Annotated in this window: 12 protein-coding genes; 7 read left to right on the top strand and 5 right to left on the bottom strand. The window is 43.2% G+C overall.

Annotated elements, in window-relative coordinates:
* The first annotated feature begins 192 nt into the window (after window positions 1-192).
* Both CXF82_RS06050 and CXF82_RS06045 read left to right on the top strand, forming a co-directional pair.
* Window positions 193-699: a M48 metallopeptidase family protein gene (locus CXF82_RS06050; protein ID WP_102043840.1), complete on the top strand. Its 507-nt coding sequence runs from the start codon at window positions 193-195 to the stop codon at window positions 697-699.
* 72 nt (window positions 700-771) lie between these two features.
* Window positions 772-1,185, top strand: coding sequence for a hypothetical protein (locus tag CXF82_RS06045; protein ID WP_101089273.1), 414 nt, complete (start codon window positions 772-774; stop codon window positions 1,183-1,185).
* 133 nt (window positions 1,186-1,318) lie between these two features.
* Here the strand turns inward: CXF82_RS06045 and CXF82_RS06040 are convergent, their stop codons facing one another.
* The 3 genes from CXF82_RS06040 to CXF82_RS06030 form a co-directional block, all read right to left on the bottom strand.
* A complete protein-coding gene (locus CXF82_RS06040; RefSeq protein WP_180961099.1) occupies window positions 1,319-2,605 on the bottom strand; it encodes a peptidoglycan DD-metalloendopeptidase family protein in 1,287 nt (428 codons plus the stop codon).
* Between the two features lie 342 nt (window positions 2,606-2,947).
* A complete protein-coding gene (locus CXF82_RS06035; protein WP_102043839.1) occupies window positions 2,948-6,004 on the bottom strand; it encodes an AAA family ATPase in 3,057 nt (1,018 codons plus the stop codon).
* Window positions 6,001-7,146 (bottom strand): exonuclease SbcCD subunit D, encoded by a 1,146-nt coding sequence (locus CXF82_RS06030; RefSeq protein WP_102043838.1) that lies wholly within the window; start codon window positions 7,144-7,146, stop codon window positions 6,001-6,003. Before CXF82_RS06030 ends, CXF82_RS06035 begins: the two co-directional genes overlap by 4 nt.
* Window positions 7,147-7,413: 267 nt before the next feature.
* Here CXF82_RS06030 and CXF82_RS06025 point away from each other — a divergent pair, with 267 nt between their 5' ends.
* The 4 genes from CXF82_RS06025 to CXF82_RS06010 all read left to right on the top strand — a co-directional run bounded on the left by CXF82_RS06025 (window position 7,414) and on the right by CXF82_RS06010 (window position 11,538).
* Window positions 7,414-7,953: a PepSY domain-containing protein gene (locus tag CXF82_RS06025; RefSeq protein WP_102039622.1), complete on the top strand. Its 540-nt coding sequence runs from the start codon at window positions 7,414-7,416 to the stop codon at window positions 7,951-7,953.
* Between the two features lie 47 nt (window positions 7,954-8,000).
* Window positions 8,001-8,684 carry a winged helix-turn-helix domain-containing protein gene (locus tag CXF82_RS06020; RefSeq protein ID WP_102039623.1) on the top strand — a complete coding sequence of 228 codons (684 nt, stop codon included), beginning with the start codon at window positions 8,001-8,003 and terminating at the stop codon, window positions 8,682-8,684.
* Window positions 8,620-10,062, top strand: a complete 1,443-nt coding sequence (locus CXF82_RS06015; RefSeq protein WP_102043837.1) for a HAMP domain-containing sensor histidine kinase — start codon at window positions 8,620-8,622, stop codon at window positions 10,060-10,062. Before CXF82_RS06020 ends, CXF82_RS06015 begins: the two co-directional genes overlap by 65 nt.
* A 213-nt stretch (window positions 10,063-10,275) precedes the next feature.
* On the top strand, window positions 10,276-11,538 hold the full coding sequence (locus tag CXF82_RS06010) for a valine--pyruvate transaminase (protein WP_102039625.1): 1,263 nt from the start codon (window positions 10,276-10,278) through the stop codon (window positions 11,536-11,538).
* Window positions 11,539-12,540: 1,002 nt separating this feature from the next.
* Here the strand turns inward: CXF82_RS06010 and CXF82_RS06005 are convergent.
* Entirely contained in the window at window positions 12,541-13,257 is a 717-nt protein-coding gene (locus CXF82_RS06005; RefSeq protein ID WP_102043836.1) for a type 1 glutamine amidotransferase, read from the bottom strand.
* A 99-nt stretch (window positions 13,258-13,356) separates the two neighbouring features.
* On the opposite strand from CXF82_RS06005, the gene CXF82_RS22700 reads away from it, so the two are divergent.
* Window positions 13,357-14,166: an AraC family transcriptional regulator gene (locus CXF82_RS22700; RefSeq protein ID WP_102043835.1), complete on the top strand. Its 810-nt coding sequence runs from the start codon at window positions 13,357-13,359 to the stop codon at window positions 14,164-14,166.
* Window positions 14,167-14,427: 261 nt separating this feature from the next.
* Here CXF82_RS22700 and CXF82_RS05995 read toward each other — a convergent pair.
* Window positions 14,428-14,542: heavy metal-binding domain-containing protein (locus tag CXF82_RS05995; protein ID WP_145991661.1), on the bottom strand; the 115-nt coding region annotated here is incomplete at its 5' end.

Raw genomic sequence — 14,542 nt, 5'->3', positions numbered from 1 at the left:
TTTTTTTGTTACAAGAGTGCGTTACGAGCCTTGTTTAATTTATTAAGCATCATCGCTCAAGCCTTGTACTAAAATCATTGAATTCGAACAAAAACTAAGCTCGAAAAATCAACAGCCCCTAGGGACATTAATCTTCAGAAAATGAAGATAAGCTGCTTTAAAAGCAGCTGTCCCTAAAAACTTATAGTCATTATGCAAACATTAACCTACCTAAATGGCTACCAAGCCGAGATCCAGCAGCAAGTACAAACTTTATTATCTCAGGGTAAATTGGGAGACTTTTTACTCAAAAGACATCCTGAAATACACTCTGTGAGAACAGATAAAGCACTGTATGAATACACTATCGCCATCAAAAACCAGTATTTGCGCAAGTCACAACCATTATCCAAAGTTATTTTTGACGACAAAATCTCGCTTAGTCATCAAGCATTGGGTCTCCACTCTTACGTTGCCCGTAAGCAAGGTGCCAAGATCAAGGCCAAAAATGAGATACGTATTTCCTCTCGTTTGAAAAAGGTTCCGGAAGGTTTACTTAGAATGGTCGTGGTACATGAACTTGCACACTTGAAAGAGAAAGATCATAACAAAGCCTTCTACCAGCTATGCTGCCACATGGATGGTGACTACCATCAATTAGAATTTGAATTGAGGCTGCTACTGACCTTAATTGATGCAGAGCAAAACCCTTACCGCTAGTTTAACGAAACTCTTTGATTGATAACGATTTTCATTTACAATGCAAGCACTTGATTTAAAGAGCGAGTTGTTATGGGCGAGAAGCACTGCAGTTATCAGCAAAAATACCAATATAAGCTGGCTAAGTCGCAGCATAAGCTGAGTTTCTATCTGTCTTTAACTGAAATAGATTGCATTAAACATAAGATTTCCATGGATAAGCGCTCAGTCAAAATCAACAAATACCAACTAAAAACACTCAAATACCAAGCGAAGCTAGCCAACATCAGTGCTGTAACACAAACTGCGATTGCCTATACCAAACTGCATAGTGCCAATGATAATGGTGCTTTTACATCACTCAGGTTAATAGACAAGCTAAGCCTTAACAGCACTAATGTATTTTACCGTCCCTATAAAGCAAACCCTTGTAAGAGTTGCCCTGCTTTAAGAGGTAAAGATTGCCTGTGTGCGATTAAGCAACAGCAGCGACAACAAGCATTATAACACCGCGATTGTTTGCGATGAGTTATCACCTTAACAATACTAATCATTGAACTATCAAAACGAAAAAACCATCTAATGATGGTTTTTTGCTGAGCGTTACTGGCTATTCTAACAAGCTAAGCCGATAACCCGCTTAGACTTGGCCCATCATTATTTTTCGCACTTTAACTAATTGCTCAAAAGCACCCATTTGTTTCTTGGATAGTTGATTTGCCATCGGGATCTTAGCTTTCATTGGGTTTACAGGTCGGCCATTGATATGGAATTCATAATGCAAATGTGGCCCAGTGATCCGCCCAGTATTGCCCGATAGTGCAATCACCTGCCCACGAGAGACTCGCTGACCTTTGTGGACTAGCGCTTTTGATAAGTGCAAATAGCGCGTACGGTATTTATTACCGTGATCAATAACCACATATTTACCTGCAAAACGATGATCTGTTACCAAAGAAACTATACCGTCTCCAGGTGCTATAACTTTCGTGCCGATAGGGGTAGCAAAATCAGTGCCGTTGTGGGGAGAGTTGCGGCCAGTGACAGGGTGATGACGATTAGGGTTAAAGCTTGAGCTAATACGGTAATTCCGCTGAAGAGGAATACGTTGAAAGGCTCTTGCTAAGCTTCTGCCCTGTTCATCATAGAAATTACCATCACTAAACTGATAGGCATTAATGCTACTGCGTCCACGGTCAATTGTGACACCTAAAATGTTACTGCTACCGGTCGCAACGCCATCAATAAATTGATCGTTCATCAGTACCGAGAACTTGTCTCCGGCGCGAAGGTCACGAGCAAAATTGAGCTTTTCTTTTAATAGCGATTCAACGCGCTGGATCTCGGCCGCATTTAGGCCCATTTTCTTCGCTGAAAGGTAAAATGAGCCATTAATCTCACCCACTACACTGCGATTACGCCATATGCCTTCGATGTGGATCTCATCGACTTTAAATGAGCCGTCATCAAAACGGCTATAGGTCACTTGCCTTGCCGCACTAAAATAGAGCGAGAGTTTTTCTAGTTCGCCAGCATCATCGAGCCAAAATTGGATCTGGTTACCAGGCATTAAAGTATCGAGTGCTAGTACGTTTAAATCGGCTTCTAATACGCGATACATGGTTTGCTGATCGACGCTACCTTGCTCAAATAAGCCACTTAGTGTGTCGCCTTTAACAATCACTTTTTCAAACTTAGGAGTGTCGAGCAGAACACTTGCCACAGGTGGAGGGGATGACTGCGAAGACAGCGCTTCGATATCCAATTTAACGGCAATGCGTTGCGATAGTAACGGTTGAGTTTTGGGGACCAAAAATGATGCACCAAACAACAACACGGAACCAATTAAGATTTTTCGGTGCAGAGAAGGCAAAGCTGCGAAACGAATAATCGACAATTTTAAAAAAGAAAATTTACCTGACTGCAACCTAATCCCAACCTTGAATTATTATTTTTTTCATTCACGCCAAATGCCTCCTATTATTGAAGGCTGATGTCAATTTATACCAAATAATTGGATTTATATGAACTCTTTCAGTGCACAAATTTGCAATTTTATTGCATGAAAAAACGCAGAATGAGATTGCTAACCGATAAAATGAGTAACATGGGTAGATTAAAAAGCGCGATCGTCGCTTATGACCCGTTAAATCAGAAGATATCAGACAGCAATGCTAAAAGAGTAGCGTTGCTTGCTTCATCACACAAAAACGGCTTAAACAATCACGCTAAGCCGTTTATATCAGGACATAAAAAGTAACGGTATGTTCTACGGTAGTACGATTGAGATCTCGCTTCCGAGTACACTCTTATTGATATCGATTCGAGTACCGATCTGCTCTTTCATTTCCGACACATGGGAGATAACTCCTATCATGCGCCCAGCAGATTGAAGATCCATTAAGGTACGGATCGCTAAATCAAGCGAGTCTTGGTCTAAACTGCCAAAGCCTTCGTCGATAAATAGGGTGTCGAGCTTAATACCGCCCGCATACGCTTGCACGACATCAGATAAACCCAATGCCATAGAGAGTGCAGCCATAAAGCTCTCACCGCCACTGAGCGTTGCCACTGGGCGTACTTTTGAGGTGTAGGCATCTTCAACTTCAAGCTCAAGCCCAGAAGCTTTATTGCCTTTAGCGCGTTCCTCCTTGCGGATTAAGCGATATCGACCTTTACTCATCAATTGCAGTCGATGACTGGCCTCAAGCAGCACATCATCGAGCAGTACACTAAGCACAAAGCGCTGTAAGCTCACCTTGTTACCCGTTTGACCATTAGCCACTTCGGATAATGTCCCTATGATGGCATATTCATCTTCTAGCTTCTTAGCGTTAGCATCAGCCTCTTTCAGCTGTTGCTGAGTTTGAGTCAGTTGAGTAACTCGACTCTGTACTCGCTGCCAGCTTTGCTCTGCCAGTTGTTGCTCTGTCTGAATACTCGCTAAACTCAGCTCGCTCTCTGCCAGCTGTGGTTTGACTTGCCCTGCTAACTTATCGCTTATTAGAGTGAGCGTCGCTTGATTAGCGATACAGTCCTGTTGATACTTGGCAATCTCATCGGTTAACGTCTGCAGCCCATCACTCGATAACAAGGCATGGCTTAACGCTTGCTTGTCACTGAAACCTGATGTTGATAATTGTGAGTCAAGCTCCGCTTGAGCCTTATCCGCTTGCTCTTGTGCTTGAAGTAAGCTTGACTGAGCGGCTGTTAATGCCGCCGCTTTAGCCGCATCTTGCTCCAGCGCTTGGGTATGGGACTGACGGATGTGGTTTATCGTTTGTTGTAGCGTCGCTAACTGTTGCTTTACTTGGTTAATTGCGCCAGTGAGCGCTTGCAAACTACGGTACTGTTCAGGGATTGCAGCTAACGCTTGTTCTTGCTGGCCTTGAACTGTTGCGACGCGGGTTTGCAACGCTTGAAAACGCTCTCGTTCAGCATCGAGTTGAGTTTGAAGCTCTCTCTCCTTCAATTGCCCGCTTTGTATTTTCTGCCGAAGCTGAATTAACGCTTGAGCGGCAGTATTAGCGTGATGAACTTGCTGCTGTACTTGTTGAAGATGAGCTTGCAATGATTCAAGTGAATGAGAAACCCACTCACCCAGCTTTTGCTGATATTCATCCCTAAGCTTCACTTGCTCCTGAAGTTGAGCTTTCAAGCCTTTATAATCGGCGATAGCTTGGCTCAGTGCATCTTTGGCGGTTTCACTCGTCAGTCTGCTTGACTCTAAATCATCTTCTGTCGGTAATCGCTGTTCACTTTGAGCAGGATTAGGGTGCTCAGCGCTGCCACACACTGGACAGGGTTGCCCGGGGTTGAGTTTTTGCGCCAATAGACTTGCTTGGCCACGGTGCCAGATCAGCTGAAGTTGATCATAAGCCTCCCCTTTAGCTTTGGCATCAAGACGACACTGCTTCCCTTTGTCTTCCGCCAGCTGCAACGCCTGCTCGGTGTTTCCCGCATGGTGAGCCGCCACCTGCCACTGCTGGTAACGCTCAATCAATTCGCTTTGTGCCGTTAACGCTTGCTGGGCATCAACTTGCTGACTCGCAACCAGTTCTAACTGAGGTACCTGTTGCTCTGCTGCTTGCTTATCTGCCAATAAAGCATCCAATGTAGCCTTACCTTTAATCCCGCTATTTTTAGCTTGATCACGTTCATTTGTTGCAAGACTCAGCGCTGTTTGTAAGCTCTCTAATCCCTGCAGCTGTGGTACTAATTGTGTCAGTTTTTGCTCGTCGTTCTGAGCCTGTTGGCATTTAAGCTCCAGCTCAGTCAAGGTATCAAACTTGCTTTGACTTACAGTGAGCGCCTGCTCGCTCGCCAGCTTGGTGGATTGAACCTGGCTAACAGCAGCTTGCGCTTGAGTCCGCTCAACTTCACGCGCTAATGATCCCTCTAACACTGGCTTAAGTTGCAGTGCTTTTTGGCCATTATCGAGCTTAGATTGACGCTGAGCCATACTGTCTTTTTGCTCTGCTAATAATACTGCACTCTGTTGCAATTTATCTTGAGCATCAAAATCCTTAACCAGTAACTTAGCCGATTCAAACAGCTTATTGGCATTGATAAGGGCTAGTTTGGCCGTCTCTTTAGCCTCCGACGCTTGAGCCAGTGTTGGCGTCAGCTCTGTAAGTTCGCTCGTTAATGCATCATCAGAATCAAGGACGATATTATGTAAAATGCCATCACGTTTGTTACGCTGGTCCCTGACTTCGGCCTTAATGGCTGAGGCCTGAAACTTTAATTTGTCTTCAATGCGGCGGTATATCTGCGTTTGAAACAGTTGGCTAAAAATCTTCTCTCTGTCTTTTGAATCTGCCATCAGCAGTTCACGGAACTTGCCCTGAGGTAACACCATCACTTGGCGGAACTGATCCGCATCCAGTCCGGTGAGCAGTTCAATCTCAGCGGTCGCTTCCGACACCTTGCTGGCCACCAGCAAATGCTCGGTGCCATCAGTATCGATGTGGTAAAGCTGCGCTTCCGGTTTTTGCACCGTGTAACCATCACCACTTTTCTTCGCTCGCTGCTGCTCTGGGACCCGGCGAATACGATATTGCTGCTCACCAAGCGCAAAGCTGAAAGTCACTTCGGTTAACACGCTGTCAGCCGCTAAGTCACAGCGCATCTGACTGCCCTCACGCTCATCGCCTGTGGTCTTGCCATAGAGTGCAAAACAGATGGCATCAAGCAAAGTCGTTTTACCCGCACCAGTCGGGCCATTGATCAAGAACAGCGGATTAGAGCCTAACGCTGAAAAATCGGTTGTTTGAACCGATGCAAATGGACCAAAGGCTGACATCTCTAAAATAAGCGGTCTCATGATGTGCGCTCCACTTTATGTAGCTCATCGATGGCTGTTGTCATCGCGTGTTGCTGCGCCTCTGTCATTGATTCACCGGACACTTGCGCAAAGAAATCACTAAACATATCCATCTCGCCTTTCTTGATATGGTCTCGGCTTAACTCTACCTTGCCGTTATCGCGCATCAAGCCGGTACGCTCTAAATGCAGCACATTTGGATACACGCTTCTGAGCTTACCCATAGCATCTAAAATGGCGGTTTTATCACTCAATCTCACCATGAGATAATCGTCACGGTTAACATCTGTTTTACCTTGCTCGAGCAACTCAACGAGGTTGCCTTCAATAATCCGCACATCTCTCATGGCAGACAATGGCAGCAACTCAAAATCAGCTTTACCCTCTGCATCTAACTCAACCAAGGTCACTGACTTATTCTGGTGCTGCTCACTGAACGAATACTTGAGCATAGAGCCTGAATATCGAACATTTTCAGCGCCTTTATACTGTGGCCCATGCAGATGACCGAGCGCCGTATAGTTAAAGGGCATAAACAATTTTGCTGAAATTTTATCGGCGCCGCCAATACTCAGAGGGCGCTCTGATTCAGATTCACTGCCCCCATCAATGAAACAGTGACTGATCACCACTTTGGGCAAACCTTGGCTGTCATGTTCATGCACTTGTTCAAGCAATTTATCCATCGCTGCTTCGTGGGTGCTCACTTCGCAATCAAACACATGCCGTACGGTGGCAGGATCGGCATAGGGCAGACCGTAAAATACCGCACTGCCCTGCTTGCCTTTAAGCTTGATGGCACTCACTTTATTGGTCAACGGCCCAACGATATGTAGCCCACTGTCACTCATCTGCTTCGAGGCAAAGCCTAAACGTTCATGGCCATCATGGTTGCCAGCAATCATAATTACCGCGATTTTTAGTTCATTCACCAGACGATTAACCACTTCATTTAACAGCGCTATCGCGTTAGCTGGCGGAATGGAACGATCATAGATATCGCCAGCAACAATCACCGCATCGACATTATGCTCAGTCGCCAGTTCAACAATCTGGTTTAACACGAAGCGCTGATCATCGAGCAGGCTCTGATTATGAAGCTGCCTGCCGATATGCCAGTCAGAGGTGTGGATAAATTTCATGCATTCTCGTTTAAAAATGAAGGAGATGAGAGAGAGTTCTATAGTAAGAAAACTATCGACGTTTCACAAGCGTGATAACCGTTGTTGCAAACACTTATACAGCTAAAGATATGTTAGTATTTTTGAGTTGAGCTCATTTAGTTGACCCCAGTGATACGCCGTTAATACCAAGTTCGAAGATTAACTTTTTGTAATGATTCATCCACGTTGATGAAAGGGACAACACGTACAATTCAGTTCTCAACAAACAACCACTAGGATAACAAAATGAGATGTACTAAATTAATCTGTGCTGCACTGGCCTTCACATCAATATCAGCATTTGCGGGTCAAGAAGACGACGCACTGGCAGCACTCGCATTGCAACGCGCTAATTACACCTTAGAACAGGCTATTGAAAAAGTAAGTACAGATTACGCTAAGCACATTGTCGAATTTGAAATTGATGATCATGATAATCAAGCTACCTATGATATTGAAGCGATCAATCTGGAAACAAAAGAGAAGCATAACATTGAATTAAGCCTTGCAGATGGCGCGATTTTAAAACATAAAACCCAAAATAGCTTAAGCCGATTAGATGATGATGACCTGTTAGCGTTACAGGAGTTACAAGCATCAAAATTTAACTTAGGCGCTACTATTGCCCAATTACAGCTAAAATATTCTGCTGATGTTTTTGAATTTGAATTAAAGAATAAAAAAGGCATTACTTTCTACAAGTTTAAGCTGATGGGTGATCAAGGCCTTACACGTGTCATTGTAGATGTAACCACAGGCAAAGCTATTCCGGTAATGAAGCGCTAACTCCGTCAATATTTATAGGGGAGTAGCACTCCCCTAGGGAAACTTTTTTGCGAATTCTTGTTATTGAAGATAACCAGACGACTCGTCAATATTTACAAAAAGCCCTTCAAGAACAGGGCTATGAGATTGACCTCGCGGATAATGGCCAAGATGGTTTATTCTTAGCGCTGGAAGGCGACTACCAATTAATTGTGCTTGACCGGATGCTGCCTAAATTAGATGGCTTAACGGTATTAACAACCTTAAGAAATGCTGGCAAACAAACACCCGTTCTGATTTTAAGTGCATTAGATAGTGTATCTGAACGTGTAAAAGGGCTGCGTGAAGGCGGTGACGATTACCTCATCAAACCTTTTGCGCTTTCTGAGCTACTCGTGCGTATAGAGATCCTCATTCAGCGCAAAGGGACTCACAACGAAAAGCTAACCACCGTTTTACATGTTGCCGATCTAAAAATGGACCTGCTTTCTCATAAGGTGTTCCGAGGTTCAGCAGAAATATCTCTGCAGCCAAAAGAGTTTAAACTGTTACGTTATTTGATGGAACATAACGGACAAGTAGTATCTCGATCGTTACTGTTTGAAGCCGTTTGGGATTATCAATTTGATCCACAAACGAATGTTATTGATGTTCATATGGCAAGATTGCGTAAAAAGGTAGAATTTGATGGTCTTACCCCTTTACTGGAAACAGTACGCGGCGTCGGTTACAGAATGGTGGAACAGCGTTAAAACAGCCCACTCGGTGTGGCGTTTAACCCGTTTGTATACTGGCTTATTATTATCAGTGGTAGCCATCCTACTGGTAGTATTGTACCAATTGAGTATTGGCCAAATGAACCGTCAGCAACAGTTACAAATGGCTAATATTATTGCTCAGCAAACATTACTTGCTGAGCAATTAAGTCATGAGCAATTTATTGAACAATTTGAACTACAGGCTCAGAGTTCACGTCAATACATTCTAAGTTATCAAATAAAGCAAAAAATTATTGGTAGGCTTAGCGCTCCCCCGACAACGTTATCGCAATGCCCGAGCTTATCGCGTTTTCCCATTTGGCTAGACCAATTTGATGAAATCAGACTGGTCTCTGGTTGCTCTCAGCCTTTGGCCTCTGGGACGCTAATTGTTGCTGTCGACGATGAATCATTGTATGAACTCAAGGGACAATTTATTAGTGCGTCAGCAATTGCATTATTACTGGCCGTATTGCTTGGCGTTATAACCGGGTTAGTTTTCTCAATGCGGGTATTAAAGCGCATTAACAACTTTAACCAAGTCGCCTTACGAGTTGAATCAGGCCAATTGAGCGCACGTGTCGCAGTCTCTAAGCAAAATGATGAATATGATCATATGGCGCTACATATCAATACCATGCTCAATCAATTGCAGCACTCCTTTGAAACAATTTCTGGAATTACCGATGCTATAGCTCATGATTTGCGTACGCCACTGAGCCATTTAAGGCAGCAAATTGAATCGGAGATATTAAGTAAACAACAACTGAATCACCCTAGTGAACAGCTACAATCGATGCTGGATAAGCTAGACGAAATATTATTCACCTTTAGTGCAATGCTTGAGTTAACAAGGCTTCAGCAACAAAAAGAGAGCAACAGCCAACACTTTAAAACCGTTAATTTACAGCAAATAATTGTCGATGCCGTGGATTTAATTGAGCCGCTTGCAGAAGAGAAACAACAACTTGTCAGTATAGGAAGCGCTGAGCCATTGTCTATTAAAGGTGATGCAACGCTGTTGTTTAGAGCCATATACAACCTATTAGAAAATGCCAGTAAGTACGCTGGAGATAATGCACAAATCAGTGTTCAATTAACACCCCGTGGTTTTACCGTTAGCGATAATGGTCCAGGTATTTGTGATGTCGAAAAAGAGAAAGTTTTCCAGCGCTTATATCGCATCGAAAAGAGCCGGCAGATTGTAGGCTTTGGCTTAGGTTTAACCTTAGTAAAAGCGATTATTCAACTGCATAACGGAAAAATTGAATTACTCGATAATAAGCCAGGATTAATCGTAAATGTTGAATTTATAAAGCCTAAGAAAACGGCAACGGATGAAAGCACCAATGCCAATACCACTGATGCTTAATGTCGCTTAAAACACGACTAAACTTGAATCAAAGCCATCAGCCCTGCTTTGTAGAATAATGGACAAGTGTGCAAATAATTTACGATTTCCCCAACAAAACATGATGTATTCCAAATTAGTCACTAAAAAATTAAATAATAAGTGCGTTTGCCGCTAAATATTGTTACTACAGGCACTCTTTAAGTCCTTTCGGTATCTTCAGGTGTAGCTGTCATGCAGTATTCAAAATTTGGTGAAAAATTTAATCGTAACTCCGGCATTAATCAGCTGATGAATGACCTCAATGAAGGGCTGCGTACTCCGGGGGCCATTATGCTGGGCGGAGGAAACCCTGCAACCATTCCCGCGATGCAAGATTACTTTCACCAAGCAGCAAGCGAGATGCTGGCAAATGGAGAACTGGTCGCGGCATTAGGCAACTATGATGGACCGCAAGGTAAAGACACATTTTTAAAAGCCTTGGCTGACTTGTTACGAGATACCTACGGCTGGGAGATCAGCGAGAAGAATATCAGTCTGACCAATGGCAGCCAAAGTGCCTTCTTCTACCTGTTTAACCTGCTTGCAGGCAAGCAAGTTGATGGCAGCCATAAGAAAATTCTGTTGCCATTGGCCCCTGAATATATCGGTTACAATGATGCTGGGCTTGATGACGATATATTTGTCTCTTACCGCCCCGAAATCGAGATGCTAGGTAACCGCATGTTTAAGTACCATGTGGATTTTGAGCAATTAGAAGTCGACAGATCTGTGGCCGCCATATGTGTTTCTCGCCCCACCAATCCCACCGGTAATGTGCTGACTGACACTGAAATATCCAAGTTAGACATCTTAGCCCGCGAAAATGGCATTCCCCTTATCATCGATAACGCGTATGGCACCCCGTTTCCAAATATAATCTTCGAAGAAGTGACCCCGTTTTGGAACAGCAACACCATACTCTGTATGAGTCTGTCTAAGCTTGGATTACCCGGCGTACGTTGTGGCATCGTTATCGCGAGTGAGGAGATCACTCAAGCGCTGACGAACCTTAATGGCATCATCAGCCTTGCCCCTGGAGGATTCGGGCCCGCCATCGCCAAGCACATGATTGACTCAGGTGATCTATTGAGCCTAAGTGAAACGGTGATTAAGCCTTTTTATAAACAAAAATCAGAGTTTGCTCTGAAATTATTGCAGCAATCTATCACCGATAGCAGATTTAAAATCCATAAACCTGAAGGCGCGATGTTTCTTTGGCTGTGGTTCGACGAGTTACCGATTAGCACTATGGAACTCTATGACCGATTAAAGGCACGCGGTGTATTGATTGTCCCCGGAGAGTACTTTTTCTTCGGACAGAAAGACCAGTCTGAAGGAAAGTGGGATCACGCCCATCAATGTTTGCGAATGAACTACGTGCAGGATGAAGCCAAGATGCGCGATGGCATCGCTATCATTGCACAAGAGGTCACCAAGGCTTATAGCAACGGTTAATTCAGTCGGTGTTCTTCAAGTTCAAGGTGGTTTTTTCAAAAAATGGAAATACCTTGTCCACGAGTCTGACAAGGCTGCGACTTAATTCGGTTTGAACTAATCCAACACCTCTGTGACACGGTGAATTGACGTAGCTTTGTCACAGAAGCTCACTGCCGTGTTTACGTTCACGTGTTGGAAGATTAGATTCGAATTTTGCTGTTAATCACTTGTTTTAGGACATACCTCTGTAAACTCACTTTTGGACAAAAATGAGATAGCTTAGCAGAACAACTTGGGAATAATTGGAGTCATCCCGGCAAGGCTTCTGGGCCGGGTTCTAGTGCCATTACCTAAAACATCTACTTATGATGGAAAGCAGCTCATCCACTATGTTCCTTTGCAAACCGCCGTGAATACCTCCATGTAGGCTCTGCTGAAAAATCCCTTTTTCAGAAGCTTGCACGTTCCACAGCAGATGATCTGCCAACGAGTTCAGAGTAGCGTCTAGCTCATTTCTGGACAGAAATGAGATAGCTTAGCAGAACAACTTGGGAATAATTGGGAGTCATCCCGGCAAGGCTTCTGGGCCGGGTTCTAGTGCCATTACCTAAAACATCTACTTATGATGGAAAGCAGCTCACCCACTATGTTCCTTTGCAAGCCGCCGTGAATACCTCCATGTAGGCTCTGCTGAAAAATCCCTTTTTCAGAAGCTTGCACGTTCCACAGCAGATGTTCTGCCAGCGAGTTCAAAGTAGCGTCTAGCTCATTTCTGGACAAAAGTGGGTTAGATTATTCAGTTTAAGTTGACTGGTGTTGATTAGAAAAAGTATCTCAAATCTTCATGACGGCCATCCTTAACTAAGCAGTGAAGAATCGGCTCACGAAAGCCTAGTTAAGGATAGTAATAATCAGAAAAAGATGTGCCTGTCCTTTCTATGCTCGCGCAATATTATATCCATGCGTCAGATGGAAGCGACTCCGTAGAGTCTATGTGTCATAAAAACAATAGACATTTTCTCAGTGCCTTGATTTATACAAACTTTCTAGCTTATCTAAAAAGTCATGTAATTTTTGGTTCATTTCGCCGTAGTCGTGATTAAGTATTACGTCTGGCTCCTCAACAAATCGATATTTTGCAGCTTCATTGAGATCATCATTTTCAATTAGCAATGCTACGACATCTTTAGTTAGCTCCATGTGACACTGAAAACCAAACACTAAGTCTCGATAAGCAACAATTTGTCTCGGACACCCTTTGCTGTATGCAATTATTTGAGCATCATTTGTTAGCCCAGGCATATCATTGTGCCAATGACCCACTTCCAAAGTTTTACCAAAGTGGTCAAATAACGGATGCTTTAGCCCAGCATCAGTTAGCACGATTGGAAACTTACCTATTTCACGTTCTGGACTATGTTCATAGTGTGCCCCTAACGCTTCACCTATCAGTTGCGACCCCAAACAAATACCAAGCACAACTTTACCGGCGTCAATGGCATTTGAAATGACGGCTTGCTCTCCTCTAGCATTGAAGTGAGTACATTGGTCAGTTGTTGTCGCAGGATCTTGGGGACCTCCCATCACAATCAGAAAATCAATATCTTCAATATCTTGGAGGAGCGGTTCGCCTTGATATACGCGAGAATAGGTAATGATATGACTATGCTTTTTTGCCCAGCACTCATAGGCTCCAGGAGCTTCGAAGTGTTCATGAATAATAAAGTGAATATGCATCTTTCTGCCTCTTACATAACGTTAGATTCCAGATCTTATATCAAACAGTTCTGGCGTGATTTATACTAACTGACACCTTATGTAGATAATTCGCCAATCATGCAAGCTAACAATCTTATAAGAGACTTTCCTAATAAACAGTTAATCACCAAAACGACTAGAATGCCTTCTGGCTACGTCGATGATTTTCACTCACATTCATGGCACCAAATAGTATTTCCACTTAAAGGGTTATTGCAATCCAATATTGGTGATAAATGCGTAATAGTCCCTCACAATGGAATGCTCTATATACCCGCAAATACAGTTCACAAATCCGTAGCTATAACAGATACGATATTCTCGGCGATTTATCTCAATCCAGAAAAATATGTTCAATACGGAGATAAGCCAAAACCCTGTCAGGTATCTTCTTTCATAAAAGAGTTAATACTGATTTTGTTTGAGGCTCATACGCTCGCTCAATCGGAGTCTAATATTTCACATTTTCTAATGGTATTACGAGACCAGATCGATGTTGCAAACAGTTATGAAATACCATTGCTGATACCTAAAGATAAACGCCTTTTATCTGTCTTTTTACAGCTTAAACAGCAGCCAGACTTACCATTCACATTAAAGGAATGGGCCACAAAAGTAGGTGCATCAGAGCGAACTCTATCCCGACTATGCTCAAAAGAATTCTCTCGATCGTTTGCATTGTGGCGGCAAAATATAAGGCTGGTTTTATCTTTACAATTGCTAGACACAAAAATGTGCATACAGGAAATTGCTATCGAATTAGGATACTCGTCTGATTCCGCCTATATATATGCTTTTAGGAAAATGTTTAATCAGACACCAAGCAAATATCGAACTGACACGTTAGAACATGGATTCGCAACTAGATCTCTAATAAGCCAGTTATAGAACAGCCATAAGGGTCAGATCTTGCTTTTTGCTACACATTAGTTTTTTTATATCAAAGTAACCTGTACATCTTTGCTCGAACTTCGAGGTGCAACCGATAATTGGGGCAGATTCGTGTCAGCCTAGATAACCCGTACCGACACGTAGATGGACAAAAGCTTGTTAGAGTTAAAGTTCTTGAAGTGATGAGTGTCATTAGGGAAAATATGGCAATCGGATATGCTGTAACGCCAGCTGTTATTTGTCAGTTTGAACGCCTTGTTAGCTTTTCTCTACAACAACAGCAGTTCCGTAAACTAAAAGCTCTGACATGCCAGCAGCAATAGCACTTGTGGTAAACCTCACGTTGACTATGGCATTAGCACCTTTTTTTTCT

The organism is Shewanella sp. GutDb-MelDb (assembly GCF_002836075.1).
In the GTDB taxonomy this organism is placed as follows: Bacteria; Pseudomonadota; Gammaproteobacteria; order Enterobacterales; family Shewanellaceae; genus Shewanella.
The sequence above is the reverse complement of the archived record's forward strand: the minus strand, read 5'-3'. Positions and strand labels throughout refer to the sequence as shown.

Bases quoted from the DNA above. Each gene is read 5' to 3' on its own strand.
- CXF82_RS22700 (WP_102043835.1), top strand. From the start codon at position 13,357: ATGCAAGCTAACAATCTTATAAGAGACTTTCCTAATAAACAGTTAATC.
- CXF82_RS06015 (WP_102043837.1), top strand. From the start codon at position 8,620: ATGGTCTTACCCCTTTACTGGAAACAGTACGCGGCGTCGGTTACAGAA.
- CXF82_RS06030 (WP_102043838.1), bottom strand. From the start codon at position 7,146: ATGAAATTTATCCACACCTCTGACTGGCATATCGGCAGGCAGCTTCAT.
- CXF82_RS06005 (WP_102043836.1), bottom strand. From the start codon at position 13,257: ATGCATATTCACTTTATTATTCATGAACACTTCGAAGCTCCTGGAGCC.
- CXF82_RS06050 (WP_102043840.1), top strand. From the start codon at position 193: ATGCAAACATTAACCTACCTAAATGGCTACCAAGCCGAGATCCAGCAG.
- CXF82_RS06035 (WP_102043839.1), bottom strand. From the start codon at position 6,004: ATGAGACCGCTTATTTTAGAGATGTCAGCCTTTGGTCCATTTGCATCG.
- CXF82_RS06010 (WP_102039625.1), top strand. From the start codon at position 10,276: ATGCAGTATTCAAAATTTGGTGAAAAATTTAATCGTAACTCCGGCATT.
- CXF82_RS06025 (WP_102039622.1), top strand. From the start codon at position 7,414: ATGAGATGTACTAAATTAATCTGTGCTGCACTGGCCTTCACATCAATA.
- CXF82_RS06045 (WP_101089273.1), top strand. From the start codon at position 772: ATGGGCGAGAAGCACTGCAGTTATCAGCAAAAATACCAATATAAGCTG.